The organism is Rhodoferax sediminis, assembly GCF_006970865.1.
In the GTDB taxonomy this organism is placed as follows: Bacteria; Pseudomonadota; Gammaproteobacteria; order Burkholderiales; family Burkholderiaceae_C; genus Rhodoferax_A; species Rhodoferax_A sediminis.
Window position 1 is genome coordinate 3,688,104 of sequence record NZ_CP035503.1, and the last position, 25,769, is coordinate 3,713,872.

Consider the following 25,769-nt stretch of genomic DNA (forward strand, 5'->3'; position numbering starts at 1 on the left):
GCTAACCCGCCGCCACGGCCACGCTGGATAGCCCGGCCGGCGCCATGCCGGCAGTGGTGGGCGCCGCTTCATGCATGCGGTCCACCAGATACCAGTTGGCACGCAGCCGCGACTCGCGCGTATGCGCGGCCACGCGCGGTGTGACGATCAGGTTGTTCAGGCCGTGCAGCGGCGCGCCCTCCGAGACAAGACGGTAATCGACACCATCGAGCAGGCAGGCATCGATGCGCCCGTCCCTCAAAGCACTGGCCAGCGCCTGCGGCTCGAACAGCGCCGAGCGGCTGATACTGACCCAGGCCTGTCCGGGCTTGCAGTGCATTAGCGCGGCGTCATTGATGAAGCCGGCATAGCGCGAGGCGTACAGCATTTGCAGCGAGACCGCATCGGCCTGCGCCATCAGCTCCGCCAGCCCGACCGGCTGGATGTGCAGGCGCTCCCAGATGGCGGCGCTGTGATGCAGCGCCGGCTCGTAACCGATCAATTTGGCGCCCAGCGGCGCCAGCATGTGCGCCAGGGTGTGGGCGGCCGGCGTGAGGCCCAGGATGCCGATCACGCTGTCGCCCAGCTCGCGGCCCAGGCGAATGTCGGGACGGCGACTGCCACCCAGCGAGACGCCGAAGCCGCGGCGCAGCAGCATCAAAAGGCCGCCGAGAAGGTATTCGGCCTGGGCCCGCACAGGGGCGCTGGCGGGCCGGATCATGCGGATGCCGCGCTCATAGCAAGCCTCCAGATCCATGTTGTCGGTGTCATCGAACAGGCAGGCAATGACCTTGAGGCGGGGTGCGAAGTCCAGCAACTCCCGGGTGACGGCGACCTTGGGCGTCACCAGCAGGGCCTGCGTCTTGTACACGGCGCGGCGCAGCGCGCTCGGGTCGTCGGCGAGTTGCGGCTGGTAGCTCACAGTGTGGCGCGCCTCGAGCCATTGCCTGGCCTGCGGTATCAACGTCTCTAGAAGTAAGATGTCCAACGAGCCTGCCTTTGTCTCATTCTCATTTTTTGACGCCGCGCCAAGCGCTGCACATGGGGTACGGCATTCGCCGTGCTTCAATACTTTAACTACGAACGGTTTTCATGTCGATGCAAAAAATCACGCCCATCAGGAAAGCCGTCTTCCCTGTCGCCGGTCTGGGGACGCGCTTTCTGCCAGCCACCAAGGCCCAGCCCAAGGAAATGATGCCGGTGGTGGACAAGCCGCTGATCCAGTACGCCGTGGAAGAGGCGTACGCGGCCGGCATCCGCCACATGATCTTCGTGACGGGGCGCAACAAGCGCGCCATCGAGGACCATTTCGACACCGCTTACGAATTGGAAAGCGAGTTAGAGGCCAGTCACAAGGACGAGCTGCTGGCGCTGGTGCGCTCCCTGCAGCCGGACGACATGCATCTGTCCTACGTGCGCCAGCCGCGTTCGCTCGGACTGGGGCATGCAGTGCTGTGCGCCGAACACCTGGTCGGCAACGAGCCGTTTGCGGTGCTGCTGGCAGACGACCTGATGGTCGGGCCCGCGGGCGGGCCGCCCGTATTGACCCAGATGGTCGACGTCTTCGGGCGGCTCGGAGGCTCGCTGCTCGCGGTGCAGGAAGTGCCGCTGGACCAGGTGCGCCGTTACGGCATCGTGGCGGGCGACCCTGTCGCCGGGCTCCACAACGAGCGCGTGCTGAAGGTCAGCAGCATGGTGGAGAAACCCAGCCCCGAGACCGCGCCGTCACGCATGGGCGTGGCCGGGCGCTACATTCTCACGCCCGGCGTTTTCGAGCAGATACGCAATCAGCCGCGCGGTGTCGGCGGGGAAATCCAGCTCACCGACGGTATTGCACGCCTGATGCAATCCGAGGCGGTGTACGCGCTGCAATACGAGGGCAAGCGTTACGACTGCGGCAGCAAGCAGGGGTTTCTGCAGGCCACCGTGGAGCTCGCACTGCAGCACCCCGAGGTGGGTGAGGACTTCCGCAGCTACCTGCAGGGCCTCAAGATTTGATCAGCGCCGGCGCAGGATGTGGATGAAGTCGGCGCCCACGGTCTGCTGCTCGACCAGCTCGTTGCCGGTCTGCTTGGCAAAGGCCTGAAAGTCTCGCACCGAGCCCGCATCGGTCGCCACCACCTTGAGCAGCTGGCCGCTCTGCATATCGGTCAGCGCCTTTTTGGCCTTCAGGATAGGCAGCGGACAGTTCAGGCCGCGGGTGTCGAGTTCTTTGTTGACTTGCATGGTTTGAAATCCTTGGGGTTGCCGCAATTTTAAGCAATTCGGGATCAGGCCTTGAGCAGCAACTCGATGTCCGACACCAGCGCCTGCGTGCCGCTGCCGTAGCGGTAGTACAGCCTCAGGTTGCCCTGCGGGTCGTACACGTAGCTGCCTGCCGAATGGTCCATGGTGTAGCTGGTGGGCGTCTTGCCATCGACCTTTTTGTAATACACCTTGTAGTCCTTCGCGACCTCGGCGAGCTTGTCGGGCGTGGGGCGCAGCGCCAGAAAGCTCGGGTCGAAGTTGGTCATGTAGCCCTTGAGCACCTGCGGCGTATCACGCTCGGGATCGACCGTAACGAACAGCACCTGCAGCTTGTCGCCGTCCTTGCCGAGCGCCTTCTTGACTTCGGCCAGCTCGGCCATGGTGGTTGGGCACACATCGGGGCACTGGGTGTAGCCGAAGAACAGGATCACCACCTTGCCCCTGAAATCCTTCAGGCTGCGCAGCTGGCCGTTCTGGTCGGTCAGCTGGAAGTTTTTGGCATAGTCGGCGCCCGTGATGTCGATGTTCTTAAACTGCGGCTTGTCCTGCGAGCAAGCAGAAATAAGGCCTGTGGCCCCCACCAACAAAGCACTAACAGCTATCAATCTAATAGCGTCCCGTTTATGCATGATCGATCAGAGTACGTAGTGATCCACCAGCAGCGCCGCGAACAGCAGGCTCAGGTGAATCAGGGAAAACCGGAAAGTCTTGCGCGCCAGCGCGTCCGAATAATTGCGCCAGAGCCGAAAACCGTAGGCGCAAAAACCGGTGCACAAAATCACCGCGGCGGCAAGGTAAAGCCAGGAGCTCATGCCGTAGATGAACGGCATCAGGCAGCCGGCAAATAAAATCAGCGTGTACAAAAACACCTGCAAGCGGGTGAAGGCGTTGCCATGCGTGACCGGCAGCATGGGCAGGCCCGACTTGCGGTAGTCGTCCACACGGTACAGCGCCAGCGCCCAGAAGTGCGGCGGCGTCCACAGAAAAATGATCAGGAACAGGATCAGCGCCTCCGGCCCCACGTCGCCGCGCATGGCGGCCCAGCCCAGCAGTGGCGGCATCGCGCCCGAGGCCCCGCCGATGACGATGTTTTGCGGGGTGCGCGGCTTGAGGATCACGGTGTAGATCACCGCGTAGCCGACAAACGTGGCAAAGGTCAGCCACATCGTCAGCGGGTTGATCCACACATACAGCACCCACGAGCCCAGCGAGCACAGCACTGCCGAAAACAACAGGGCCTGCCCGTCACCGAGTTCGCCCTTGGCCGTGGGGCGCCACGCGGTGCGCTTCATCTTGGCGTCGATGTTGTGCTCGACCAGGCAATTGAATGCGGCGGCGGCCGCGGCCACCAGCCAGATGCCCACGCAGGCAATGAGGGCGCGCTGCACATCGGCGGCCGACGGCAGGCCGGGAACCGCCAGCAGCATGCCGATCAATGCACAAAACACGATGAGCTGAATCACGCGCGGCTTGGTCAGCGCGTAATACTGTTTGAAATGCGACATCGGGGTCGCGCTGGCCACGGTATTCATGCGGATAGCCTTGTTGAGGGAGAACGTTGGGACGCCGTGGCGGGATTGAGGGCCGCGTCCGCCGCTGGGCGAGGCGCGCTGCGGCTGGCGAACCAGGACCACGTGAGCACCACCACCAGCGCCGCGGCGCCACCCGTGTGCGACACCGCGGCCACCAGCGGCCAGCCCAGCACCACGTTGCTCAGGCCCGTGGCAAACTGGCACAGCGCCAGGGCGGCGATCCAGCGCGCCTGCGGGCGCAGGGCGGTGCGGCGCAGGCGCCAGGCCAGCAAGCCCAGGGCCAGGAACACGGCATACGAAAACAAACGATGCGTGAAGTGAATCGCGGTCAACGCGGAAAAATCAATATGGCCGCCGTCCGGCGTCAGGCCCAGGCCGCGCCAGATCTGAAACCCCTGATGAAAATTCATGGCAGGCCACCAGCTGTTCTGGCACATGGGGAACTGGGTGCATGCGAGCACCGCATAGTTGGTGCTGACCCAGCCGCCCAGCGCAATCTGGCAGGCAGTCAGCGCACAGGTCAGCCCGAGCAGCAGGCGCGTTGAGATGGGCAGCGCCGCAGCAGCGCCGCCCTCCAGTGCCTGCGTCGCGCGCACCGCCTGCGCGCACAGCAGGGCCAGCAGCACCATGCCGCCCAGCAAATGCAGCGTCACGATGGCGGGGAACAGTTTCATGGTCACGGTGAGCGCACCAAACGCGCCCTGCAGACAAACCCACAAGAGGGTCACCGTGGGCCACCAGGGATTGATGGTGGAACTCGCAGCGGAACCGCCCGCGCGGGCAGCGCGGCGCCGTTGCACCCAGCCGGTGACGGTCAGCGTCAGGATGAGCACGCCGACGCCAGTGGCCAGGTAGCGGTGGATCATCTCGACCCAGGCCTTGCCGTGGGTCACCGGACCGGTGGGCATGGCAGTCTGCGCGGCCGTGATGGCGGCGGTGGCGCCGACCGGGCTGGCATTGCCATAGCAGCCCGGCCAGTCGGGGCAGCCCAGGCCGGAGTCCGTGAGCCGCGTGAACGCGCCAAACAGCACCAGATCGAACGTGAGGAACAGGGTCAGCAACGTCAAGGCCTGCAGCCAGCGCGCACTGGAGGATTGCCGGTTGCGCAGCCAGACCCACACCAGCGGCCCCAGGGCTGCCAGGATGCCCGCCAGCAGCAGTTGCGCCAGTGGTGACAGGTCGTACAGCGGTTGAGCAGCCATGGGTGTGCCTTCGTCACGCGCCTCAGCGCGCGGCCTTGTCCCACGCCGCGGAAGCGCGCAGCAGCCGGTCCAGGTCGCCTTTGGCCTTGCCGGCGTTGGCAATTTCCAGATGCGCCGGAAACCGCATCATGAGGTTGCCCATCGGGTCGACCACATATAAATGCTCACGCAGGTCATGCCCGGCGGCCGGCGGCAACCATTGCGACAGCGTCGCCGGCGGAACACGCAGCACGGTCGCGTCCGCCAGGGCCGGAAGCAAGACTGCAGGCACCGGCGCGTCGTCGGCCACCAGCCAGACCCAGTCCACACGGTCCATGTTCTTGCCCAGGCTCACGCGCATCTGGTGCTGCAGGTACAGCCGCTGCTGGCAGTCGGCGTTACATGCAGCATCGGCCACACTCAGCAGCAGCCACTGGCCCTCGAGCGAGCGCAGCGGCACACTCTGGCCGGCCAGCGTGCGGGCGGTTACCGCAGGAATCGGGCGCTGCGGCTCGATCAACGCGCCGAAGTTGACCCGGCCTTGGGGGCGGACCACGTAGTAGGTGAAGTAGGAAGCGATCACCGGCGCCGCGCACACGAGCATGACGGCAATCATTTGCCAGCGGCCGCGCCTGGTGCGCTGTGCGTCGGCCAGCATCGACTCCTGTGGCGCCGGCATCGAGTGCACGGTCAGCCCCAGCGGCTGGTCATGGGACTCAGACCGGGGGGCGCCGGCGTGTGGGGGCGATAAAGCGTCGGACAATTTGGAACCAGACATAAAGAATTGCAATCAGGCCACTCAGGGAAAACCATTGAAATGCGTAACCGTAGTTGGTTTCAACCCCCGAATTGACCGGCGGCCAGTTACGCTGCAAACCCTCGCTCGGGGCACCGGTCTGCAGTACCGTGACGTCCAGCAGCCGCAGGCCGGTTTCAATACGAAACTGCGGCAGATCCAGATTTTGCCGTATGACACCCGTATCGGCACCCTTGAACTCGAAAAGCTTGGAAGGCGGCGGGGCAATCCGGCCGCTCACCTGCACCGGGCCGGCCGGTGTATCAACCCGGGGCAGCGCGGTGCGGTCGAGGAAGTTGCGCAGGGCCCAGCCCCGCTGCACCAGAATCACCGCCTCGCTGTGCTCCAGCTGCAAGGGGGTGATCACAAAAAAACCGGCTTTTTCATCCATCTCCCGGTTGTCGAGAAATACCGTCCGGTGCGCCAGCCAGGTACCGCGCAGTGTGACCGGCCGGTATAACTCGGATGCTATATTTTTCGTAGCTAGAAGCTCCCGTGTATCAATGGTTTCACGGATTTTCCCTTGGTGAATTTGTCTCTGCAGCTCCTCCTTCTGGGCCGCCCTGGACAATTGCCAGCGGCCAAGCGACAGCGTGACGCCGATGCCGATCAGGGCGCACAGGCTCAACAGCCAGAATCGCAGCAGCGAAGAGCGTGCCGTCACAGGATAATGGACTCCATGAAATACCTTGTCATCCTTGCATTCGTCGCCATTCTTGGCAGCTTGGGCTCCGCGCTATTTTTCATGATGCGCGGGGGAACGGCGCAAGACGACAAGCGCCGGGGCCGCAACATGGCGCGCGCGCTGGCGTTTCGCATCGGGTTTTCCATCCTTTTGTTCCTCTGCATTTTGCTTGCCTGGAAGCTCGGGTACATCCAGCCTACCGGCATCGCTGCCGGCCAATAATTGACCGCCCCCCAGCAAAGCAGAAAAGCGCCTCACGGCGCTTTTTTCGACTGGCGCGCGTTACAGCCAGTACACCAGCGTGTACAGGCCGAGCCAGACTACGTCAACGAAGTGCCAGTACCAGGCCGCTCCTTCGAAGCCGAAGTGCCGCTCCGCAGTGAAATGGCCCTTCATCAGACGCAAGGTAATGAACAGCAGCATCAGCATCCCCACAAACACGTGGAAGCCGTGGAAACCCGTGAGCATGAAAAAGGTCGACCCATAGACACCGGACGTCAGCTTGAGGTTCATCTCGGTATAGGCATGAAAGTACTCGTAGCCCTGCACGCACAGGAAGGTTGCGCCCAGCAGCACGGTGACCCACATGAACGCAATGGTGCGTCCGCGATGGCCGGCGCGCAGCGCATGGTGGGCAATGGTCACCGTGACGGCCGACGATAGCAGCAGCGCGGTATTGATGGTCGGCAGCCAGAATGGCGTCATGGTGGCAAAGGGGGCGACGAGGTTCGCCGGAGACGCCGTGGTGCCCGCCGCCATGCTGGGCCAGACCGCCTTGAAGTCGGGCCACAACAGGGCATTTTCCACATTGCCCAGCGCCGGCACCGAGTGCGCGCGCGCCCACCACAGGGCGGTAAAGAAGGCGCCGAAGAACATCACTTCCGAGAAAATGAACCAGCTCATGCTCCAGCGGAAAGACAAGTCCACCTTGTGGCCATAACTGCCGCCTTCGCTCTCATGGACGGCGTCGTGGAACCACTGGTACAGCACGCCCAGCCACCAGAGAATGCCGAAAATGAACAGGTACATCCCCCAAGTATGAGCATTGAGCCACTGGCTGCCCCCCAGAATCACAAAGAACAGGCCAAGCGCGGCCATGGCCGGATGACGCGAAGGCGCCGGCACAAAGTAATAAGGGGCTGTGCTGGTGGGTGTTGAACTCATGTCTGCTCCTGAATCTCTCGAGTTTTCTTTGGACTTTAAATGATCGGGCCGGACTACTTGAGCACGACCCATTTGATGATGCTGATCAGCACGATGACGAAGATCGCGACCGCCCCGATCGCCACCGCAACGATGTGAAAGGGGTTGGCTCTGGCCAGGTCTTCCTGGTAGCCGCTTTTCTTGCGGATGCCCAGGAACGCCCAGCCGATGGTTTTGACGCTGTGCCAGAACGAACCTTTGCGCGGCGCAGCAGGCTTGACGACGGGGGAGCTCATGAGTTTTTCGGCCTCACATCGATCTGCCCGGTGGCATCGGCGGAATCCGCCGGAGGCGGGGGCGTTTTCGCGCCCACCTCGAAAAACGTGTACGACAGGGTGATGGTGGTCACGTCCTTCGACAGCTTGGGATCGATCACAAAGACCACCGGCCAGTCCTTCTTTTCGCCCGCATTCAGGGTCCACTGGCTGAAGCAGAAACACTCGATCTTGTTGAAGTACGCGGCAGCCTGGCGCGGCGCATAACTGGGAATGGCCTGCGCCGACATGCGCCGGTCCTGCGTGTTCTGGAACTCGTACATCACGGTGGTCAGGATGCCCGGGTGCACCTGCATCGAACGCTCGGCCGGCTTGAACGACCATGGTCCGCGCGCATTCGCGTCGAACTCCACGGTAATGGTGCGGCTCAGGTCGGCCTGGCTGTTCGACAGCGCCCTAGCACCCTTGCCGCCGGCATTCAGGGGAGTGGGCACATCATTTTCGCCGCGCGCCAGGATATTGACGCCCGTGGCCTCGCAGATGGCCTTGTACAAGGGCACCAGCGCAAAGCCAAAGCCGAACATCACCGCCGTGACGACGGCCAGCTTGGCCATCATCTTGAGGTTTTCACGTCGAATGCTCATGGCGGGTGGCGCGCTACGTCAGAAATATGCGGTCTTGACGAGCAAGCCGACGAAAAACGCCAAAGCGACCGTCGCCAGGATCAGCCCCAGGCGCAGGTTGTTTTTCTTTTGCTCAGGCGTCATGACTCGTCACTCAACCGATGATGCGGGTCGCCGTCGCATCGAGCTTGGGCGGTGTCTCGAAGGTGTGGAACGGGGCGGGAGAGGGAACTTCCCACTCGAGGCCTTCGGCGCCTTCCCACGGATTTTGCGGCGCTTTTTCACCCTTGCCGCGCATGGTCGGCAATACGATGAAGAAGAAGAAATACACCTGTGCGACACCGAAGAAGAGCGCGCCGATGGAAACCACCATGTTGAAGTCGGCAAACTGCATCGGGTAGTCCGCATAGCGGCGCGGCATGCCCGCCAGCCCCAGGAAGTGCATCGGGAAAAACGCCACGTTGAACGAGATCAGCGACCACCAGAAATGAATCTTGCCGCGCGTTTCGTTGTACATCACGCCGGTCCACTTGGGGCACCAGTAGTAGTAGCCGGCGAACATGGCGAACAGGGCGGCCGCCACCAGGACGTAGTGGAAATGGGCCACCACATAGTAAGTGCCATGCAACTGCAGGTCGACCGGTGCCAGCGCCAGAATCAGGCCGCTGAAGCCCCCGAGGACGAACACGAAAATGAATCCCACGGCAAACAGCATCGGTGTCTCGAAAGTCATCGAGCCGCGCCACATGGTGGCGGTCCAGTTGAACACCTTGACCGCCGTGGGCACCGCGATGAGCATGGTGGCGTACATGAAGAACAACTGCCCCGTGACCGGCATGCCGGTGGCAAACATGTGGTGCGCCCAGACGATGAAGCTCAAGATCGCGATCGACGCGATGGCGTACACCATCGACGCGTAGCCAAACAGCTTCTTGCGCGCGAACGCCGGTATCACCATGCTGATGATGCCGAAGGCCGGCAGGATCATGATGTAAACCTCGGGGTGGCCGAAGAACCAGAAGATATGCTGGTACATGATCGGGTCGCCGCCGTTGGCCGAGTTGAAGAAACTGGTGCCGAAATGCCGGTCCATCAGCGTCATGGTGACAGCCCCGGCCAACACCGGCATCACGGCAACCAGCAGATAGGCAGTGATCAGCCAGGCCCAGCAGAACATCGGCAGCTTCATGAGTGTCATGCCCGGCGCGCGCATGTTCAGGATGGTCACGATGATATTGATCGAACCCATGATGGACGAGGCGCCCATCAGGTGTATCGCCAAAATGGTGGAGTCCATGGACATGCCCATCTGCAGCGACAGCGGGGCATACATCGTCCAGCCCGTCGACGGCGCACCGCCGGGCATGAAGAACCCTCCCACGAGCATCACGGCGGCCGGCACCAACAGCCAGAAGCTGAAGTTGTTCATGCGCGCAAACGCCATGTCGGAAGCACCGATTTCCAGCGGCACCATCCAGTTCGCAAAACCCACAAAGGCCGGCATGATGGCACCGAAAATCATGATCAGGCCATGCATGGTGGTGAGCTGGTTGAAAAACTCGGGGGTGACGAATTGCAGGCCCGGTTCGAACAACTCGGCGCGGATTACCATGGCCATCGCGCCGCCCACCAGCAGCATGGTGGAAGCAAACAGCAGGTACATCGTGCCGATGTCCTTGTGATTGGTGGCAAAGACCCAGCGGCGCCAGCCCGTCGGGACATGAGCGTGGTGATCGTCAAGCGTGTGGTCGCCGTGTCCGTGATTGTCAAGAACTGCACTCATCGGGATTTCCTTCTCAATACTTCTTCAATGATTTCCGGCGACTTCAGCTACGGTCGGCCTTGATGTCAGTCGGCTGCACCACCTGCCCGGTCTTGTTCGACCAGTGGTTCTTGGTATACGTGATCACGGCGGCGATATCGGTGTCGCTGAGCGCCTTCCATGAAGGCATGGCGCCATTCAGGCGGCCTTCCAGCACCGTCTTGATCTGGGCGTTCTTGTCGGCGTCGAGCACCACGGGTGAGCCGTCCAGCGGCTTGATCGGCCCGGCACCCTTGCCGTTGGCCTGGTGGCAGGCCGCGCAGTTGGCGGTGTACACCTTTTCGCCCCGGCTCACGAGATCGGCCAGCGTCCAGACCTTGTTCGGATCGTCCGCCGCTGCGGCCATCTTCTTTTTCTCGCCGTCGACCCATTTGGAATAATCCTGCGCGCTCACGACTTTCACCTGGATCGGCATGTAGGCGTGTTCCTTGCCGCACAATTCGGTGCATTCGCCGTAGTAGGTGCCGACCTTGTTAGCCCGGAACCAGGTGTCGCGGACAAAACCAGGGATGGCATCCTGCTTGATGCCGAAAGCCGGCACCGAGAACGAGTGAATCACGTCATTCGCCGTGGTGATGATGCGGATCTTCTTGTTGACCGGCACCACCAGCGGGTTGTCCACATCGAGCAGGTAGTCGTCCGGCATCACGCCCTTGGCGCCATTGCTCGACATCTCGCGGTGCGTCGGATTCAGTGTGGAGAGAAACCCAATGCCCTCGCCTTCCCCGTTGAGGTAGTCATAACCCCACTTCCACTGGTACCCCGTGGCCTTGACGGTCAGGTCGGCATTGGTGGTGTCTTTTTCCGCCACAATCACCTTGGTCGCCGGCAGCGCTACCAGGATGAGGATGACGAACGGGATGATCGTCCAGGCCATTTCGACCGTGACCGACTCGTGGAAACTTGCGGCCTTGTGTCCCACGGACTTGCGGTGCTTCCAGATGGAATAGAACATGACGCCGAACACGCCCACGAAGACCACGGCGCACACGATCATCAAGCCGTCATGGAGCCAGCGCTGTTCTTCGGCAATGCTGGTGACCGCGGGCTGCAGGTTCAACTCCCACAGTGACGGGCCACCCGGGAGATCTTTGGCCGCATAAGCCGCCGTGCTGGCCCAGGCTGCCAGCCAGAGGCCGGGGATTCGAAGGCCTGAAGCCAACTTGCTGAAAATGTTCTTGATCATGTTCACTTCTTCATTGCCTCAATTAAACCAATCTTGTTTTCTCTTGCCCTGACGCCATGTCTGCCGCGCCTGGCCGGCTTGCGGGCTCCAGCGGACCCGATTCAAGCACCACGCAACGCCATCCTGATCTCGCGCGCCAGCGCCGGACGCAATTCGGGGCGCACGTAGCGCCCCACCTGAACCGTCCGCCCCTGACCCGACACCTCGATCAACGACCTGTCACCGGTGCGGGGCTCAACCCGCACCCACTCGCGATTGAACTCAGCGCGCTCCAGCTTGCCGGCACTCTCCAGTTCAACCACCAGTTGCGCACCCTGCAGCGAGATCTTCTCGCCATCGGTGGCATGACGCGCGTAAACCCTAAAAGAAACCCCCACCACCAGCAACTCGACCCAGGCAAACGGCATGACCAGTGTGGCGCCCTGGAACCAGAACACCGCACCGATACCCAGCGACACCACGCATAACGACAGGTACACCCAAGCCAGTTGGGCCGGGGACACCGAGCAGTTGCGTTTCAGGAACCAGTGGATGTTCTGGCCCTGAATCGTTGCGAAGCGAAACACCAAGTTTGACACGCGCCAAGTCCATCTGCCTGCCGCCTCGCCAGATACCGCCAGCGCAGCAGGAAATCCGGGGACATTCCCTTAAAAATCAACTCGCGACGATTGTAGCCGACACACTTGTAACCCCTGCGTCGGTAGAGCGCGCTGCGGTCAAGCCTGGGCCGCCCTTTTGCGCTGCTGCAGCGCCGCGCGCATTTCATCGAGCGAGAGGGAGGTTTCCGGCCGGATCGTCAGGCGCGGCGCCGGCTTGAGGGCATGGCCGTAGATGATCTCGAAGGTCAGCGCCAGCCGGCCCTCTTGCTGCGGATCGGCCAGCCGCGCAGCCATCTCGCGCTCCAGCTGTTGCTGCCAGCGCCGTCCCCGCAGCGCCGCAAAACGCTGTGGATGCAGATTGCGGCCGAGTTCGCGCAAGTCCTGCAACAGTCGCGCCGGGGTCTCGTAGGTGAGCGTGATGCGCTCCATGTCCATCACCGGCTCGGCAAAGCCGGCATGCACCAGCATGTCGCCCCAGTCGTGCATATCGGTGAACTCGTGGCCCGCGGGGGGCCAGCCCAGCGCCTGGTACAGGCCGCGCAGTTCGCGCAGGGTGTCCGGCCCGAGACAGGAAAACATCAGGAACCCGTCGGTCGCCAGCGCGCGATGCCACTGCGCGATCAGCGCCTCGGGCGCGGCGGCGTCGTGCAGCGCCATGTTGGCCCAGAGCATTTGCACGCTGGCGTCGGACGGCATCTCGAAGCGGGTGGGCGCGGCCGCCCAGCCGGCGGGATTCCACCATGGCTTTACTATTGATTTAATAGCCACCTGCGCCCGCCGTTCCTGGGCTTCAACCACAAAACATTCAGCACCCGGGTAGCGGCGGGCGAGCAGCGCGTGCGTCTGCAGGCCACCGCGCACCGGCGCCCAGTGCACCCACCGGGTGGGCTGCAGCTTGATCCACTGCAGGCGGTCTTCCATGCGGCGCCCCACCTCTTCGTGCAGCCAGGGCGACAGCGCCGGGGCGGCCCTGGCCCAGCGCGCGGCGGCGGGCGGGTCGATCGTGGGGGGGCGTGATTGTTCTTGAGACATGGCAGCGTGGGCGCCGTGCAGGCGGCAGCGTCGCGAGTATATTGACTTGATGTTTCGCGACTTGCTGACCAGGGCAATGACCACACTGCCGAGCCAGTGCATGGTGTGCCGCGCGTGGCCCGCGCAGCCAGTCTGCGAAGCCTGCGTGGTGCGATTCGCCCAGCCGGTGCCGCGCTGCCCCACCTGTGCGCTGCCCGTGCCGCCGTACCGGGACGGGGCACCACGTGAATGCGGCGAATGCCTCAAATCGCCACCCCCGCTGGATGCCTGTTTCGCCGCCGTTTCCTACGCTTACCCCTGGTCGGACTGCATCACAAGCTATAAATTCAATAGCAACCCTGGATTGTCGGCGGCGCTTGCCACGCTCTTGCGCAGCGCGCCCTGGGTGGAGCCCGCGCTCGAGCGCTGCGATTTGCTGCTGCCCATGCCGCTGTCGAGCGAGCGCCTGCGCGAACGCGGCTTCAACCAGGCGCTGGCACTCGCGCGCGAGCTCGCGCCGGGCAAGACCGATAGCGCGCTGCTGCTGCGCATTCGCGATACGCCGTCGCAACGCCCGCTGGGGCGCGCCGAGCGCCAGCGCAACGTCGCGGGCGCGTTCGCGCTGGACCCCCTGCGCGCTGCGCGCGTGCACGACCAGAGGGTGGTGCTGGTCGACGACGTGATGACCAGCGGCGCCTCGCTTTACGCCGCAGCGCACGTCCTGCGCCAGGCCGGTGCCGCCCACATCACGGCGCTGGTGGTTGCCCGCACCGATGACCCGGGCTGAAGGTGGCCCCCACGCTTGTCGCTTCGCGTACTGCGCTGCCCCCCGAGGGGGCTGGCCTTGCTCGGGGCGGCCCGTCGCGGCGGCCGGCGGCGGCTTAACATCACCGCATGTTTCACATCGTCCTGGTCGAGCCCGAAATTCCGCCCAACACCGGCAACATCATCCGGCTGGCGGCCAACACCGGCTGCACCTTGCATCTGGTCGAGCCGCTGGGGTTTTCGATGGACGACAAGCTGCTGCGGCGCGCTGGGCTGGATTACCACGAGTACGCACAGGTGCGCCGGCACGCCGACTGGGCGAGCTTCGTGGCCGCAGAACGGCCGGCGCCCGAGCGCATGTTCGCGCTGACCACGCACGCTACGTGCAGCCCCTACGACGTGGCTTTCGCGCCCGGCGACTGGCTCGTGTTCGGCTCGGAAACACGGGGCCTGGCGCCGACATTGCGGGCATCCTTTGACCCTGCGCAGTGCCTGCGGCTGCCCATGCAAGTCGGCCAGCGCAGCCTGAACCTCTCAAACGCCGTGGCGGTGACAGTGTTCGAGGCCTGGCGGCAAAACCGCTTCGCCCCGGCCGCCGGGGGTTGACAGCGGCTGACATGCGCCAGCCACCCCACACGGCTGTCGCCACATCCCAGCCGCCTATGTCATGGCGCTGGCTCAACCGACTCCGCGGGCCGGCTCTGCTCGGCCTGCGCGGCCTTCAGACGCGTCTGCTCGATCAGGAACTCCATGAAGGCCCGGGCGCGGGCCGGCACATACTTGCGGCTGGGCAGCGCCGCATACAGGGTGAAGCGGCCGGTGATCCAGGGCGCCAGCACGCGCTGCAACTGGCCGTCGCGAAGGTAGTTCGCCACCAGGTCCAGCGGCTGCGCGCTGATGCCCGCCCCGTCCAGCATCGCACGCAGCAAGGTGTCGGTGTGATTTGCCACCAGCGCCGGGGTGACCTCGACGTTCACCTCACGGTCTGCCTCCTGCGGATTGATCAGCCGCCATTCGCGTTGCCGGTCGCCCGTCTGGCGCAGCCGCAGGCAGGCGTGGTGCTGCAAGTCCTCGGGCTCGCGCGGCGTACCGGCACGGCGCAAATAGTCCGTTGAGGCGCACAGCAGCCCTTCGGACACGATCACGGGCCGCGCCACCACATTGGCGTCGTAATGGGCGCCAGCGCCCAGAATCGTCAGGTCGAAATCTTCAATCGGCGGCATCGCGACCGAATCGACCGTGATGTCCAGCACCACCTTCGGGTAGCGGCGGCGGAACTCGGTCACCAGCGGCGCCAGGATGTACACGGCCATCACCGGCTGGGTGTGCACGCGCAGCAGCCCGGCCATCTCGTCCGTTTGCTCGCGCGTGGACGCCTCCGCCTCATCCACGGCGCTCAGGATGTTGCGCACCCGCGTGAGATAGGACTGGCCCGCGTCGGTCAGCGAGAGCTTGCGCGTGGTGCGCTGCAGCAGCCGGGTGCCCAGGTGCTGCTCGAGATCGGTGATCAGCCGGGTCACGGCGGCGGCCGACATGCCCAGGGAGCGTGCCGCTGCTGCGAAGCCCTCCTGATCAACCACCTGCTGGAACACCCGCATCGATAAAAGTCGGTCCATATGTGCCTTTGCAGGGTTGTTTCAAGACATCTATTATTTCATTATTGGGAATAGTTAATTGATAACCATGCCGTTTATTGATGTCAGTAATTACCCTATAGTTCAGCCATCGATGAGCCGAAACCACGAGACGACTCACCGAGGCTGGACGAGACGGGACATTCAACAGAGCCCGCCCTGCCCGGAAATGTCTAACCATTGCCAAAGGAAATTCATCATGAACGCCACCAAACTTTTCACCGCTACCGCTTTTGCCGCCTTGGCCAGCATCGGCGCTCATGCCGGCCCCGCCGACTTCAACCTGCAGAACCGCAGCCCGTTCCAGTCCACGCGCCCCGCGGCTGAAGTCAAGGCCGAAGTCAAGGCTGAGGCCATTGCAGCGGCCCGCAACCCCAACAACGGCGAAGTCGACCGCGTCGCCGCACAGGCCCCCAAGGCAACCTCCGAGCTGGCCCGCGCCACGGTGCGCGCTCAGACGATCGCGGCGCTGCGCGCTGGCCAGATCCCCCACGGCGAAGCTTCGATGTAGTCAGCCGACCGCGCGTGCCGAAGCCCGCATGCCAGCAAAAAAGCCCGCGCGGGAAACCGCTGCGGGTTTTTTCTTTCCGGCTACAGGTAGCCGGGCCTGCGTTGATCGTTCAGGGATAGCGCCGCGACAGCGACTCGGCCACGCACACCGGCTTGGCGTGCCCCTCGCGCTCGATCGCCACTTCCCAGGTCATCTGGATGCCGTCGTTGTCGATTGGCGTGCTGGACAGCAACTTCATGCGCGCGCGCAGGCGGCTGCCGACCGGCACCGGCGCCATGAAGCGCACCTTGTTGAGCCCGTAATTCACGCCCATGCGCGACTGCACGACCTCGAACGAGGACTCGAAAAACCTCGGCAGCAGCGACAGCGTCAAAAACCCGTGCGCAATCGGGCCGCCGAACGGGCCCGCCTTGGCTTTTTCCACGTCCACATGAATCCACTGGTGATCGCCCGTCGCCTCGGCGAACAGGTTGACCTGCTGCTGCGTAATGGTGATCCAGTCGCTGACCGCGACTTCCTGGCCCACCAGGGACGCCAGTTCGGAAAGGGTTTGAAAGGTTTTCATGGCGTCACTGTAAGGGCTGGGGCGTGCCCGCGATGTCCAGCCCGTGACACGCCGGGTCGGGCGGTGGCTTAATCCGCACTCATAGCGTCCACCACCACAAGACCGGAACACCACCATGGAACACGCGCCCGCCTGGCTCACCAACAGCTTCATCTACCTGGCCGCCGCCGTTGTGGTGGTGCCGCTGTCGCGCGCGCTGGGCCTGGGCGCCATCATCGGTTACCTGGTCGCGGGCATCGCGATCGGCCCCTGGGGACTGGGGCTGGTGACGAATGTGCAGGACATCCTGCACTTTGCCGAATTCGGCGTGGTGCTGATGCTGTTCCTGGTCGGGCTGGAGCTCGAACCGGATCGCCTGTGGAGCCTGCGCCGCCCGATTTTTGGCTGGGGCAGCGCCCAGGTGCTGATCTGTGCGCTGGCCATCGGCGCCACGGCCGTGGCCTTCGGCGTGCGCTGGCAGACGGCCGTGGTGATCGGGCTCGGACTGGCGCTGTCCAGCACCGCGATTGCGCTACAGGTGATGGGCGAGCGCAACCTGCTGCGCACCAGCAGCGGGCAGGCCGGCTTCTCCATCCTGCTGTTCCAGGACGTGGCCGCCATTCCGATCCTGGCGCTGCTGCCGCTGCTCGCCGTGGTGACGGAGCCCAATGAGGCAGTCGCCGTGACCCACCGGACACTGGAGGCTATCAAAATCGTAGCCGTCATCGGCGGCATCATCCTCGGTGGCCGGTTGCTGCTGCGCCCGCTGTTGCGCTGGATCGCGCGCAGCGAGACGCCCGAGATTTTTACCGCGGCCTCGCTGCTGCTGGTCGTCGGCATCGCGGCCCTGATGCAGTTCGTGGGCCTGTCCATGGCGCTGGGCGCCTTTCTGGCCGGCGTGCTGCTGGCCGAGAGCGAGTACCGGCGTGAGCTGGAAACCGACCTCGAGCCGTTCAAGGGCCTGCTGCTCGGGCTGTTCTTCATGGCGGTGGGCATGAGCATCGACTTTGGCGTGCTGCTCAAGTCACCGGGCCTGATGGCGGCCATCCTGTTCGGCTTTCTGGCGCTCAAGCTGGTGGTGATTTGGGCACTGGCGCGTGCCATGGACGTGCCGTTCCAGGAGCGCCCGGTGTTCACGCTCCTTCTGGCGCAGGGCGGCGAGTTTGCCTTCGTCGTGTTCCAGGCCGCGGCCGGTGCCCACGTGTTTGCGCCCGAGACCGCCTCGCTCCTGATCGGCGCCGTGGCGCTATCCATGCTGCTGAGTCCGCTGTTGCTGGTGGCTGTCGACAAATGGCTGCTGCCGCGCTACGCGAACTGCAATGTGCCGGTGCTGGAAGAAATCTCGGAGCCGCAGAGCGCGCCCATCATCATCGCGGGCTTCGGCCGTTACGGGCAGATCGTCGGGCGCGTGCTGGCCGCCGAAGGCATCCCCGCCACCGTGCTGGACCACGATGCCGAGATGATCGAGGCGGCGCGCGCCTTCGGCTCCAAGGTGTTCTATGGCGACGCGACCCGGCTCGACCTGCTGCGCACCGCCGGCGCGGCCCAGGCCAAAATTTTCGTGCTGGCGGTCGATGGGGTGGAGCAGTCGCTGGAAATTGTCGATCTGCTGCACGAGCACTTCCCGCAGCTGGAAGTGGTGGCCCGTGCCAGAGATGTCACCCACTGGAACCAGTTGCGCGACCGCGGCGTGATGCGGGTCGAGCGCGAGCTGTTCGAGTCCAGCCTGCGCAGCGCGCGCACCGTGCTGGAACTGCTGGGTCAGACTTCAGAGGCGGCGCGCCAGAGCGCCCGGCGCTTTCGCGAGCACAACCTGGCGCTGTTCGAGGAGATGCACCCGTACTACAAGGATCGCGCCAAGCTGATCGCGGTGGTCAAGCGCGGGCGCCAGCAGTTCGAGGAACAGCTGGCCGCGGAGCGCGCGCAGCAGGCGCAACGCGAGCAGCAGGCGCAGCGCGAGGTACAGGGGGTGGCTGGCAGCTGAAGTTCAGCATCAAATCAACCAGAAGCCCATGCGGGGCGAAGACAGATAGCTATTTATTCAATAGCAAAAACTCATTCCAGATGTCAGGGCACCAGCCGCGTCTGGCCGTTTTCAAACCACGTTGAATCAAACCCGTTGCGTAGTAAAACTACTTTTGCGGAAACAGCGCCACTCTCGCGGGAACGGTCAAGATACTTGGCCAAGGTGCTCGCATCTTCACTAATCACGTGACCGATTCCCTCGCAGTCACATTGCGCCATCAACTTGAAGTCGTCCTTGACCCGCACGCGATCGTCGGAAGGGTCTCGGGCCAGATCACGAATCAGGAGCCCGCACCTCATGGCATGGTCCACATTGAACGGCAGCACTACAAAATTGCGTAAAGGCAGATCGTTGATGGCCTGCTTGACCTGAAATTCTGAAATCACGATGGTGGACAGGTACATCGGCACCTGCCTTTGCACACATTCACGGTAGTACTGAACCGCAACCGTGTGGTGGGCACGCGCCGGATCGCTGAAGCTGATCAAGAAGCTCGTATCCAGCAAGACGCTGTTCAATGAGCACCCCCGCGCAACTCATCGACCCAGGCCGTTGCATCGGGCACATCTTTCCAGGCTTGAGCTCCGCGGCGTGTGAGACGCGACAGCGCCTCTTCATCAACATGCGTGGTGTACTCCACAAACGCCACGAGTCTGGCGTTGCGCAATTCGCGCGTAAGCACGTTGTATTCAGCCCGAATGCGCAACATGGCCGTCTTGTATAGGCGGTTCACCGTGTCATCACGCAAGACTTCACGCTCAGCCGTCACTTTTAGAGTGCTGCCATCGGGGAGCCGCACATGCGCGTTAGCCTTCGTCACGCCGCCCAAATCCTGAATCTCGCCGCGAACGTAACGCTCCACCTGTACCCACTGGTCCGCGTCGTCGGCGTGATAGTCAGACTCAGCGCTCACCAAGATGGGGCGATCCAGAAAAGGGGCTGCGATGCGATAGGCCAGTTCGCGCGTATGGCGGGCGGCCTTCTGCCAGCGTTCCATGACCTCGCGCCGCTTGACATCCACGCCGTCCAGCAACTCGCTATTCAATAAGGCGCGCAAATCACTGAACAACCGGGGAGCCATCGGCACGGGCGCGGTTTCAATGGCCAGCGAACCATGTTTGATGGCCACCTCCAGTGCGCTTGTGTCTATCTCCTTGCCCTCCCCGCGCAAAAAAGTGGCGACATCGGCAGAAAAATTCGCCAAATCGCCCAGACGTACACGCTCGGGACTGGTTTCAAAACCAGCCGAGCGGTCGATCAATGCAACAGTAATGCGTTGGGCTTCCATGAATAAAGGGATTTTAGGGCTTCAGTCCGGACTTTACTCCTGCCTGCAATTTTGAACTAAAAAACGATTCAAGCCCATACCAAACATAGGCCTCTTGCTATCGAAACGTGAGTAACCTCGGCACAAACCCCGTCAATTCACACAGCGGCATCGGCCTTCGCGGAATTCTGTGCGGCGTGCACCTTGGCAAAGGTCAGGATCACCTCGCGGATGAGTTTGCGCTGCGGCACCGGCAGCTTGAGAAACGCCTCAAAAATGTCACGATCCTGGTAACCGATACCACTATCCCAGCGCGCACGGCGGCGCTGTATCTGGCTCGTCACATCCTCACCAAAGCGCAACCGTTGCGGCGGCACCCCCAGCCACTCGGCCAGCACCAACAGTTTTTCCTGGCTGGGCAGTGTTTCGCCGCGTAGCCAGCGCCGCACGCCATGCAGCGTCATCGGCCGTCCCCAGTAACGGGTGTTGAACTCGCGCTCCAGCACCGCGGGTTTGGGGTCGTAGCCCGCAGCCGTCATGGCCTCACGTAACCGTTCCGCAAATTGAGCCTTGGCGTCATCCATGTAGTCACGCTAGTGATCCTTGTGCTCGTTCAGGTAACATGAACTGATAGTTACGTTTTAAACGTACTTTTCAGTCACGCTCATCTGAATCATTCCGCTTTCATGCCCAAATCCCTGCTCGAACAACTACCCGAGATCGTCGCCACAGGACGCAAGACCGCCGAGCGCATCCTTGAAAGCATTGAAAGCCGCCAGCGCGTCACGCTGCAAACACGTGAAGTGGTACTGCCCGCCAAAGACAGCGCGGCGCAGGACTGGGTCACGGCCCAGGGCCGCGCAGCACAGCGGGAAGTATTTGCACCCGGCCAGGCCAGCCTGCTGGCCAACCCACAGCCCCTGCTGGATGATGTATCCGTTCGCCCTGAACTGATCGAAGGGCAGCCTTGGACCAACCGCCTGATCTACGGCGACAACCTGCTGGCCATGGCCGCGCTGCTGGCGGGCGACGAGCACACGCCCAGCCTGCGCGGCAAGGTCGATCTGATCTATATCGACCCGCCGTTTGACAGCAAGGCCGACTACCGCACCAAGGTCACATTACCCGGCGTAGAGTTGGAGCAAAAGCCCACGGTGATCGAGCAGTTCGCTTACTCCGACACTTGGAGCGACGGCACGGCCTCCTACCTGGCCATGATCACGCCTCGGCTGATCCTGATGCGCGAGCTGCTGGCAGATACCGGCTCGATTTATGTGCATCTGGACTGGCATGTGGGGCATTACGTGAAGATGGTGATGGATGAGGTATTTGGCAGAGATCACTTGATTAATGAAATTATCTGGAAACGCAAAGGCGGTAGCGCGAATCCGTCAAACCGCCTTGGCGTAGTGACAGACTACTTGTATTGGTATGCGAAAAGTGACTCCTATACCGTCAATCCAATTTATGCAAGAGATACGCCAGACGTCAAAAGATACATTGAGGAGCGGTTTACGAACATCGATGAGGCCACGGGTAAGCGATACATGAAATCGCCCATCGTGAGTCCGAATCCAAGACCTAACCTTATTTACGATTACAAAGGCTACACACCACCAAAAAATGGTTGGTCGATAGCTCTTGATGTGATGCAGGAATGGGACGCGCGAGGAAAACTCTACTTTCCGCCACGTGATCAAGGTGATCGGATTTACAGAAAAATATTTCTTGATGAGTATGAAGGGCAGCCGGTTCAAAACTTGTGGACTGACGTTTTTGTTATCAATCCCGTAGCAAATGAGCGGCTTGACTTCGACACGCAAAAGCCCAAGGCTCTACTTGAGCGCGTACTGTCTCTGAGTACTCAGGAAGGGGCCTTAGTCGCAGATTTCTTCGGCGGTTCCGGCACCACAGCCGCAGTAGCCGAAAAGCTCAACCGCCGCTGGATCACCACCGACCTCGGCAAGCCCGCCTGCATGATCATGCGCAAGCGGCTGATCGACCAGGACGCCAAGCCCTTTCTCTATCAGGCCATCGGCGACTACCAGGTGGAAGCAGCCAAGGCCACGCTGGGGCGCGATTTTCGCATCGGCGACCTGTCGCAGATCGTGCTGTCGCTGTACGGCGCGCTGCCGCTGCCGCCGGACGTCAACCCGCAGCGCAATCTGGGGCAGATTGCTGGCATGGCGTTTGGTGGCTCGGGCAAGAGCAGCAAGACGCTGGTGCTGGCCGATTCGCCGAACAAGCTCACCGGTGCGGCCACGCTCAAGAAAGCCATCGCCCAGCGCGACAACCTGCTGGGCGGCTGGGACCGTGTGGTGGTGCTGGGCTGGAACTTCGAGCCCTCGATTGGCGAGACCATCACGGCGCTGAACGATTCACGCCTCGAAGTACTGGTGATTCCGCCCGACCTGATGGACCGGCTCAAGAAAAAAGGCGGACTGGACAAGCTGCGCGGGCAGGTGCGGTTCTCGTCGCTGCAATACCTGACGATTCATCCGGTGGAGCGGGGAGCCCCCACCCCTGCCGTCCCCCAAGAGGGGAGGGAGTTGATGCAGGAAACGCTGACGGTGCGGCTCAAGAACTACGTGCTGCTCTCGCCCGAGGCCATCAACCTCGACGACGCCAACCGCGCCAAGCTGCAGCAGGTGGCCAATGCCGAGCCGCTGGCCTTGATCGAATACTGGGCGGTGGACCCGGACTATGACGGCAAAGTGTTCAGATCGGTCTGGCAGGACTACCGGGGCAACACCGCGAACGATGCGGATTCGCTGCGAGTGGTGACGCAAGCGGTGGTGACGACCCCAGTCAAGCCCGGCCCGCGCAAGGTCTGCGTGCGCGTGGTCGACGTGTTTGGCTTCGAGGCCGAAGTCGTCACCATGGTGGGTATGGCATGAGCGGCACCACCAAGGCCAACGAGCAACTGGCGCTTTCCGCAGGTCTCACCGCCAAAACAAACCAGCTCTGCCTTGGCCTCGAATCGGGCGCGGCCGACATTCTGGAACTGGTCACGCCGACCACAGCTGAACTATTGCAGTGGTGGTTTGGCGAAGACATGGTGCTAGCACGCGGCGGGCTGAAATTTCATACCGGGCAGAAGCAGGCGATTCTGAACGCGATCGTCGCGCACGAGGTGCTGGGCCAAGGCCACGCGCACTGGACATTGCTGGACCTGTACCGCGCTTGCGCGCCCGATGCGCTGCTGGCCGGCACGCGGCTGGGCGAGGTAGCGCAGGACAAGCATGCACACCCCAAGTACTGCTTCAAGATGGCGACCGGCGCCGGCAAGACCTGGGTACTGCAGGCGCTGCTGATCTGGCAGTTGCTCAACAAGACGGCAGCGCTGGCTGAAGGACTGGACGATGCGCGCTTCACGCGCCAGTTCATGGTGGTGGCGCCGGGGCTAATCGTCTATGAGCGGCTGCTGGATGCGTTCTGCGGCAAGCTCATTGAAAACGGCAACGGCTCGCGCGACTTCGCCACGTCCGACATCGCCCAATTCGCCGACCTGTTCATCCCCGACGCGTACCGCGAGACGGTGTTTGCCTTCGTGCGCGGCAATGTCTGCGGCAAGGCCGAGATCGGTCTGAAAGCCACGGGCAACGGCATGGTCGCCATCACCAACTGGCATTTGCTGGCCGAGGGCGAGGTGCCGGAAGAAATTGAAGAAGTCGAAGCCCTGGGCGCGCCGCTGGAGCCACAGCAGGTGATCGACGCCGTGCTGCCGCTCACGCCCGGTCGTGCGACCGGCAACAGTCTGGACGTGCTGGACCGGCGTTATGCACGCGGCAATGTGCTGGAGTTTCTGGCCCAACTGCCGGAGCTGATGGTGTTCAACGACGAGGCACACCATATTCACGAGTTCAAGCGCGAGGGAGAAACCACCGAGGTCGAATGGCAAAAGAGCCTGTCCCGCATCGCCGAAAGCAAGGGCCGGCGCTTCGTGCAGGTGGACTTCTCGGCCACGCCCTACAACGACGTGGGCAGCGGCAAGAACAAACGCAAGCTCTACTTCCCGCACATCATCACGGACTTCGACCTGAAGGATGCCATGCGCGCGGGGCTGGTCAAGTCGCTGGTGCTGGACCGACGCAAGGAGATCGGCGCGCTGCCGCTGGAGTTCAAGGCCGAGCGCGACGACGACGGCAATCCGATACTGAGCGAAGGCCAGCGCGTGATGCTGCGGGCAGGCCTGAAAAAACTGCGCAAGCTCGAAGCCGACTTTGCGCGGCTCGACCCCGCACGCCATCCGAAGATGCTGGTGGTGTGCGAGGACACCACGGTCTCGCCGCTGGTCAATGCCTTTCTCCAAGACGAGGGCTTGACGCCAGATGACGTCATGACCATCGACTCCGGCAAGAAGGCCGAACTGGGCGAGAAAGACTGGGCGCCGCTGCGCGAGCGCCTGTTCAGCGTAGACCGGCACGCCAGCCCGCGCGTGATCGTCAGCGTGCTGATGTTGCGCGAGGGCTTCGACGTGAACAACATCTGCGTGATCGTGCCGCTGCGTACCTCGCAGGCCCAGATTCTGCTGGAGCAGACCATTGGCCGCGGCCTGCGGCTGATGTGGCGCGATGATGAATACACCGATCTGAAGCGTGAAAACCGTGAACGCATCAACGCCGGGCAGGAGCCGGGCAGCCTGCTCGATGTGCTGTCGATCGTGGAACACCCAGCCTTCCAGTCTTTCTACGACGACTTGATCCAGGAAGGCTTGGCGGGCGCGACCGGCGACGACATGGACGACACCAGCGCGACCGGCGACGTGATCGCCGCCGAGCTGCGCGAGGGCTTTGAAGCGTTCGACTTCGGCATCCCGTTCATCCTGCGCGAAGCCGATGAAGTACGCGACCATCACGCACTGGACCTAGCGCCCCTGCCCACCTTCACGGCCATGACAGTCGAACAGCTCAGCGGGTTGCTGGGCAAGGGCGACACCTTCATTTCGCAGGATCTGCAGAGCGCCACGCTGTTTGGCGACTATCGGGTCGATGGCGCGGTGATGAACGTGGGCGGCTACAACGACTACCTGGCGCGCCTGACGCGACGCATCAGCCAGGCACTGAGCGAGCCACTGCCCAAGGGCAACAAGGTGGCGACGCATCTGGCCAAGCCTTACCTGCAGGTGAATACGGCCGAGCTGACCGGCTGGCTGGACGACTACATCTGGACCCAACTGTTCGGCGCCACGTTCAACCCGCTTGACGGTGAGAACTGGCGCGTCTTGCTGCTGCAGCCAGTGGTGGACCACATCACCAAGGTGTTTGCCGTGGCATTGCTCGAATCGGAGCAAAAGCATGTGATGGGCCAAACCGAGGTCCATCTTCGGCATTTGAGCGAAGTACCACGGCTGATGGTGCGCGAGAGCCATTCGGTGGAGGTCAGCAAGTGCATCTACACGCGACTGGCCTGGCCGGCGCAGAGCGGCGGCCTGGAGCGCACCTTCATTCACTGGGCACAGGCCGACACGCAGGTGCAGGCCTTCTGCAAGATCAGCGAAAACCGCCACACGTTCGCGCGGCTGCGCTATGTGAAGGACGATGGTCTGCCGGCGTTCTACTCGCCCGACTTTCTGGTGCGAACCGCAGACGCCGTGTATTTGGTGGAGACCAAGGCGCAGCAGCAAACCATCCACCCGAACGTGCAGCGCAAGCTGAAAGCCGCCGTGGCCTGGTGCGAACGCATCAACGGGCTGAGCGCCGACCAGCGCAGCGGCCTGCCCTGGCACTATGTGCTGCTCGCAGAGAACGTGGTGGTGGAATGGCAGGGTAAAGGCGCGCGTCTGGCCGGGCTGCTGGACTATGCGCGGCTCAGGCCGCTGGCGGATGCCTCGCTACAGGAAAGGCTCATTTAGGCATCAAATCACGCTTCAGCCCTTGTGCAGTCTGTACAAGCCGCTCCTAAATCAGGAGCAATCTAACTCTCTCAGTGGAACCCGTCCCA

General features: G+C 62.8%; 28 protein-coding genes. 8 read left to right on the forward strand and 20 right to left on the reverse strand.

The window, feature by feature from the left end:
* Position 1 precedes the first annotated feature (1 nt).
* Positions 2-967 (reverse strand): NAD(P)-dependent oxidoreductase, encoded by a 966-nt coding sequence (locus tag EUB48_RS17795; protein WP_142820369.1) that lies wholly within the window; start codon positions 965-967, stop codon positions 2-4.
* Between the two features lie 110 nt (positions 968-1,077).
* Between EUB48_RS17795 and galU the strand changes: the two genes are divergently transcribed.
* Positions 1,078-1,977, forward strand: coding sequence for a UTP--glucose-1-phosphate uridylyltransferase GalU (gene galU, locus EUB48_RS17800; protein ID WP_142821395.1), 900 nt, complete (start codon positions 1,078-1,080; stop codon positions 1,975-1,977).
* Here galU and EUB48_RS17805 read toward each other — a convergent pair whose 3' ends face one another.
* The 6 genes from EUB48_RS17805 to EUB48_RS17830 are packed head-to-tail and all read right to left on the reverse strand — an operon-like array spanning position 1,978 to position 6,363.
* The gene (locus EUB48_RS17805) at positions 1,978-2,205 is read right to left on the reverse strand and encodes a sulfurtransferase TusA family protein (RefSeq protein WP_142820370.1); all 228 of its coding nucleotides are present in this window, start codon (positions 2,203-2,205) and stop codon (positions 1,978-1,980) included.
* A gap of 44 nt (positions 2,206-2,249) precedes the next feature.
* The gene (locus EUB48_RS17810; RefSeq protein ID WP_142820371.1) at positions 2,250-2,855 is read right to left on the reverse strand and encodes an SCO family protein; all 606 of its coding nucleotides are present in this window, start codon (positions 2,853-2,855) and stop codon (positions 2,250-2,252) included.
* Positions 2,856-2,861: 6 nt separating this feature from the next.
* Positions 2,862-3,758 (reverse strand): heme o synthase, encoded by an 897-nt coding sequence (gene cyoE, locus EUB48_RS17815; protein WP_142820372.1) that lies wholly within the window; start codon positions 3,756-3,758, stop codon positions 2,862-2,864.
* Positions 3,755-4,960, reverse strand: coding sequence for a COX15/CtaA family protein (locus EUB48_RS17820; RefSeq protein ID WP_142820373.1), 1,206 nt, complete (start codon positions 4,958-4,960; stop codon positions 3,755-3,757). Before EUB48_RS17820 ends, cyoE begins: the two co-directional genes overlap by 4 nt.
* 22 nt (positions 4,961-4,982) lie before the next feature.
* On the reverse strand, positions 4,983-5,717 hold the full coding sequence (locus EUB48_RS17825) for a hypothetical protein (RefSeq protein WP_142820374.1): 735 nt from the start codon (positions 5,715-5,717) through the stop codon (positions 4,983-4,985).
* On the reverse strand, positions 5,656-6,363 hold the full coding sequence (locus EUB48_RS17830; protein WP_244618259.1) for an SURF1 family protein: 708 nt from the start codon (positions 6,361-6,363) through the stop codon (positions 5,656-5,658). Before EUB48_RS17830 ends, EUB48_RS17825 begins: the two co-directional genes overlap by 62 nt.
* Positions 6,364-6,414: 51 nt before the next feature.
* Between EUB48_RS17830 and EUB48_RS17835 the strand changes: the two genes are divergently transcribed.
* Positions 6,415-6,642, forward strand: a complete 228-nt coding sequence (locus EUB48_RS17835) for a twin transmembrane helix small protein (protein WP_210411657.1) — start codon at positions 6,415-6,417, stop codon at positions 6,640-6,642.
* A 60-nt stretch (positions 6,643-6,702) separates the two neighbouring features.
* On the opposite strand, the gene EUB48_RS17840 is transcribed toward EUB48_RS17835, so the two are convergent.
* The 8 genes from EUB48_RS17840 to EUB48_RS17870 all read right to left on the reverse strand — a co-directional run bounded on the left by EUB48_RS17840 (position 6,703) and on the right by EUB48_RS17870 (position 13,100).
* Positions 6,703-7,584, reverse strand: coding sequence for a cytochrome c oxidase subunit 3 (locus EUB48_RS17840; RefSeq protein WP_077564094.1), 882 nt, complete (start codon positions 7,582-7,584; stop codon positions 6,703-6,705).
* Positions 7,585-7,637: 53 nt separating this feature from the next.
* Positions 7,638-7,859, reverse strand: coding sequence for a DUF2970 domain-containing protein (locus tag EUB48_RS17845; RefSeq protein WP_142820377.1), 222 nt, complete (start codon positions 7,857-7,859; stop codon positions 7,638-7,640).
* Positions 7,856-8,482 (reverse strand): cytochrome c oxidase assembly protein, encoded by a 627-nt coding sequence (locus EUB48_RS17850; RefSeq protein ID WP_142820378.1) that lies wholly within the window; start codon positions 8,480-8,482, stop codon positions 7,856-7,858. The genes EUB48_RS17845 and EUB48_RS17850 overlap by 4 nt, the downstream gene beginning before the upstream one ends.
* A gap of 18 nt (positions 8,483-8,500) precedes the next feature.
* The gene (locus EUB48_RS21530; RefSeq protein ID WP_210411658.1) at positions 8,501-8,605 is read right to left on the reverse strand and encodes a cytochrome oxidase small assembly protein; all 105 of its coding nucleotides are present in this window, start codon (positions 8,603-8,605) and stop codon (positions 8,501-8,503) included.
* Positions 8,606-8,615: 10 nt separating this feature from the next.
* Entirely contained in the window at positions 8,616-10,244 is a 1,629-nt protein-coding gene (gene ctaD, locus EUB48_RS17855; protein WP_142820379.1) for a cytochrome c oxidase subunit I, read from the reverse strand.
* Positions 10,245-10,287: 43 nt separating this feature from the next.
* The gene (gene coxB / locus EUB48_RS17860) at positions 10,288-11,466 is read right to left on the reverse strand and encodes a cytochrome c oxidase subunit II (protein WP_142821396.1); all 1,179 of its coding nucleotides are present in this window, start codon (positions 11,464-11,466) and stop codon (positions 10,288-10,290) included.
* A gap of 104 nt (positions 11,467-11,570) precedes the next feature.
* The gene (locus tag EUB48_RS17865; RefSeq protein WP_142820380.1) at positions 11,571-12,047 is read right to left on the reverse strand and encodes a DUF2244 domain-containing protein; all 477 of its coding nucleotides are present in this window, start codon (positions 12,045-12,047) and stop codon (positions 11,571-11,573) included.
* A 138-nt stretch (positions 12,048-12,185) separates the two neighbouring features.
* Positions 12,186-13,100 (reverse strand): methyltransferase domain-containing protein, encoded by a 915-nt coding sequence (locus EUB48_RS17870; protein ID WP_142820381.1) that lies wholly within the window; start codon positions 13,098-13,100, stop codon positions 12,186-12,188.
* A gap of 76 nt (positions 13,101-13,176) precedes the next feature.
* Here EUB48_RS17870 and EUB48_RS17875 point away from each other — a divergent pair, with 76 nt between their 5' ends.
* Both EUB48_RS17875 and EUB48_RS17880 read left to right on the forward strand, forming a co-directional pair.
* Positions 13,177-13,866, forward strand: a complete 690-nt coding sequence (locus tag EUB48_RS17875) for a ComF family protein (RefSeq protein WP_244618260.1) — start codon at positions 13,177-13,179, stop codon at positions 13,864-13,866.
* A gap of 107 nt (positions 13,867-13,973) precedes the next feature.
* Positions 13,974-14,450: a tRNA (cytidine(34)-2'-O)-methyltransferase gene (locus tag EUB48_RS17880; protein WP_142820383.1), complete on the forward strand. Its 477-nt coding sequence runs from the start codon at positions 13,974-13,976 to the stop codon at positions 14,448-14,450.
* A 59-nt stretch (positions 14,451-14,509) separates the two neighbouring features.
* Here EUB48_RS17880 and EUB48_RS17885 read toward each other — a convergent pair whose 3' ends face one another.
* Entirely contained in the window at positions 14,510-15,460 is a 951-nt protein-coding gene (locus tag EUB48_RS17885) for a LysR family transcriptional regulator (protein WP_142820384.1), read from the reverse strand.
* A gap of 217 nt (positions 15,461-15,677) precedes the next feature.
* On the opposite strand from EUB48_RS17885, the gene EUB48_RS17890 reads away from it, so the two are divergent.
* The gene (locus EUB48_RS17890; protein WP_142820385.1) at positions 15,678-15,989 is read left to right on the forward strand and encodes a DUF4148 domain-containing protein; all 312 of its coding nucleotides are present in this window, start codon (positions 15,678-15,680) and stop codon (positions 15,987-15,989) included.
* Positions 15,990-16,098: 109 nt separating this feature from the next.
* Here EUB48_RS17890 and EUB48_RS17895 read toward each other — a convergent pair whose 3' ends face one another.
* On the reverse strand, positions 16,099-16,554 hold the full coding sequence (locus EUB48_RS17895) for a MaoC family dehydratase (RefSeq protein ID WP_142820386.1): 456 nt from the start codon (positions 16,552-16,554) through the stop codon (positions 16,099-16,101).
* A gap of 115 nt (positions 16,555-16,669) precedes the next feature.
* Here EUB48_RS17895 and kefC point away from each other — a divergent pair, with 115 nt between their 5' ends.
* Entirely contained in the window at positions 16,670-18,517 is a 1,848-nt protein-coding gene (kefC, locus tag EUB48_RS17900) for a glutathione-regulated potassium-efflux system protein KefC (RefSeq protein ID WP_142820387.1), read from the forward strand.
* 83 nt (positions 18,518-18,600) lie between these two features.
* On the opposite strand, the gene EUB48_RS17905 is transcribed toward kefC, so the two are convergent.
* The 3 genes from EUB48_RS17905 to EUB48_RS17915 form a co-directional block, all read right to left on the reverse strand.
* Positions 18,601-19,047, reverse strand: a complete 447-nt coding sequence (locus tag EUB48_RS17905) for a hypothetical protein (RefSeq protein WP_210411659.1) — start codon at positions 19,045-19,047, stop codon at positions 18,601-18,603.
* Between the two features lie 26 nt (positions 19,048-19,073).
* Positions 19,074-19,847, reverse strand: a complete 774-nt coding sequence (locus EUB48_RS17910) for a hypothetical protein (protein ID WP_142820389.1) — start codon at positions 19,845-19,847, stop codon at positions 19,074-19,076.
* Between the two features lie 137 nt (positions 19,848-19,984).
* On the reverse strand, positions 19,985-20,410 hold the full coding sequence (locus tag EUB48_RS17915; protein ID WP_142820390.1) for an XRE family transcriptional regulator: 426 nt from the start codon (positions 20,408-20,410) through the stop codon (positions 19,985-19,987).
* Between the two features lie 102 nt (positions 20,411-20,512).
* Between EUB48_RS17915 and EUB48_RS17920 the strand changes: the two genes are divergently transcribed.
* Both EUB48_RS17920 and EUB48_RS17925 read left to right on the forward strand, forming a co-directional pair.
* Entirely contained in the window at positions 20,513-22,723 is a 2,211-nt protein-coding gene (locus tag EUB48_RS17920) for a site-specific DNA-methyltransferase (RefSeq protein ID WP_142820391.1), read from the forward strand.
* Positions 22,720-25,680 carry a DEAD/DEAH box helicase family protein gene (locus EUB48_RS17925; RefSeq protein WP_142820392.1) on the forward strand — a complete coding sequence of 987 codons (2,961 nt, stop codon included), beginning with the start codon at positions 22,720-22,722 and terminating at the stop codon, positions 25,678-25,680. Before EUB48_RS17920 ends, EUB48_RS17925 begins: the two co-directional genes overlap by 4 nt.
* Positions 25,681-25,769 lie beyond the last annotated feature (89 nt).

Coding starts and splice junctions, on each gene's coding strand:
- EUB48_RS17910 (WP_142820389.1), bottom strand. CDS start 19,847: ATGGAAGCCCAACGCATTACTGTTGCATTGATCGACCGCTCGGCTGGT.
- EUB48_RS21530 (WP_210411658.1), bottom strand. CDS start 8,605: ATGACGCCTGAGCAAAAGAAAAACAACCTGCGCCTGGGGCTGATCCTG.
- EUB48_RS17890 (WP_142820385.1), top strand. CDS start 15,678: ATGAACGCCACCAAACTTTTCACCGCTACCGCTTTTGCCGCCTTGGCC.
- EUB48_RS17925 (WP_142820392.1), top strand. CDS start 22,720: ATGAGCGGCACCACCAAGGCCAACGAGCAACTGGCGCTTTCCGCAGGT.
- EUB48_RS17845 (WP_142820377.1), bottom strand. CDS start 7,859: ATGAGCTCCCCCGTCGTCAAGCCTGCTGCGCCGCGCAAAGGTTCGTTC.
- EUB48_RS17880 (WP_142820383.1), top strand. CDS start 13,974: ATGTTTCACATCGTCCTGGTCGAGCCCGAAATTCCGCCCAACACCGGC.
- EUB48_RS17915 (WP_142820390.1), bottom strand. CDS start 20,410: ATGGATGACGCCAAGGCTCAATTTGCGGAACGGTTACGTGAGGCCATG.
- EUB48_RS17895 (WP_142820386.1), bottom strand. CDS start 16,554: ATGAAAACCTTTCAAACCCTTTCCGAACTGGCGTCCCTGGTGGGCCAG.
- EUB48_RS17840 (WP_077564094.1), bottom strand. CDS start 7,584: ATGAGTTCAACACCCACCAGCACAGCCCCTTATTACTTTGTGCCGGCG.
- EUB48_RS17835 (WP_210411657.1), top strand. CDS start 6,415: ATGAAATACCTTGTCATCCTTGCATTCGTCGCCATTCTTGGCAGCTTG.
- EUB48_RS17920 (WP_142820391.1), top strand. CDS start 20,513: ATGCCCAAATCCCTGCTCGAACAACTACCCGAGATCGTCGCCACAGGA.
- EUB48_RS17820 (WP_142820373.1), bottom strand. CDS start 4,960: ATGGCTGCTCAACCGCTGTACGACCTGTCACCACTGGCGCAACTGCTG.
- ctaD (WP_142820379.1), bottom strand. CDS start 10,244: ATGAGTGCAGTTCTTGACAATCACGGACACGGCGACCACACGCTTGAC.
- EUB48_RS17810 (WP_142820371.1), bottom strand. CDS start 2,855: ATGCATAAACGGGACGCTATTAGATTGATAGCTGTTAGTGCTTTGTTG.
- EUB48_RS17875 (WP_244618260.1), top strand. CDS start 13,177: ATGACCACACTGCCGAGCCAGTGCATGGTGTGCCGCGCGTGGCCCGCG.
- EUB48_RS17850 (WP_142820378.1), bottom strand. CDS start 8,482: ATGAGCATTCGACGTGAAAACCTCAAGATGATGGCCAAGCTGGCCGTC.
- cyoE (WP_142820372.1), bottom strand. CDS start 3,758: ATGAATACCGTGGCCAGCGCGACCCCGATGTCGCATTTCAAACAGTAT.
- EUB48_RS17870 (WP_142820381.1), bottom strand. CDS start 13,100: ATGTCTCAAGAACAATCACGCCCCCCCACGATCGACCCGCCCGCCGCC.
- galU (WP_142821395.1), top strand. CDS start 1,078: ATGCAAAAAATCACGCCCATCAGGAAAGCCGTCTTCCCTGTCGCCGGT.
- kefC (WP_142820387.1), top strand. CDS start 16,670: ATGGAACACGCGCCCGCCTGGCTCACCAACAGCTTCATCTACCTGGCC.
- EUB48_RS17825 (WP_142820374.1), bottom strand. CDS start 5,717: ATGTCTGGTTCCAAATTGTCCGACGCTTTATCGCCCCCACACGCCGGC.
- EUB48_RS17885 (WP_142820384.1), bottom strand. CDS start 15,460: ATGGACCGACTTTTATCGATGCGGGTGTTCCAGCAGGTGGTTGATCAG.
- EUB48_RS17805 (WP_142820370.1), bottom strand. CDS start 2,205: ATGCAAGTCAACAAAGAACTCGACACCCGCGGCCTGAACTGTCCGCTG.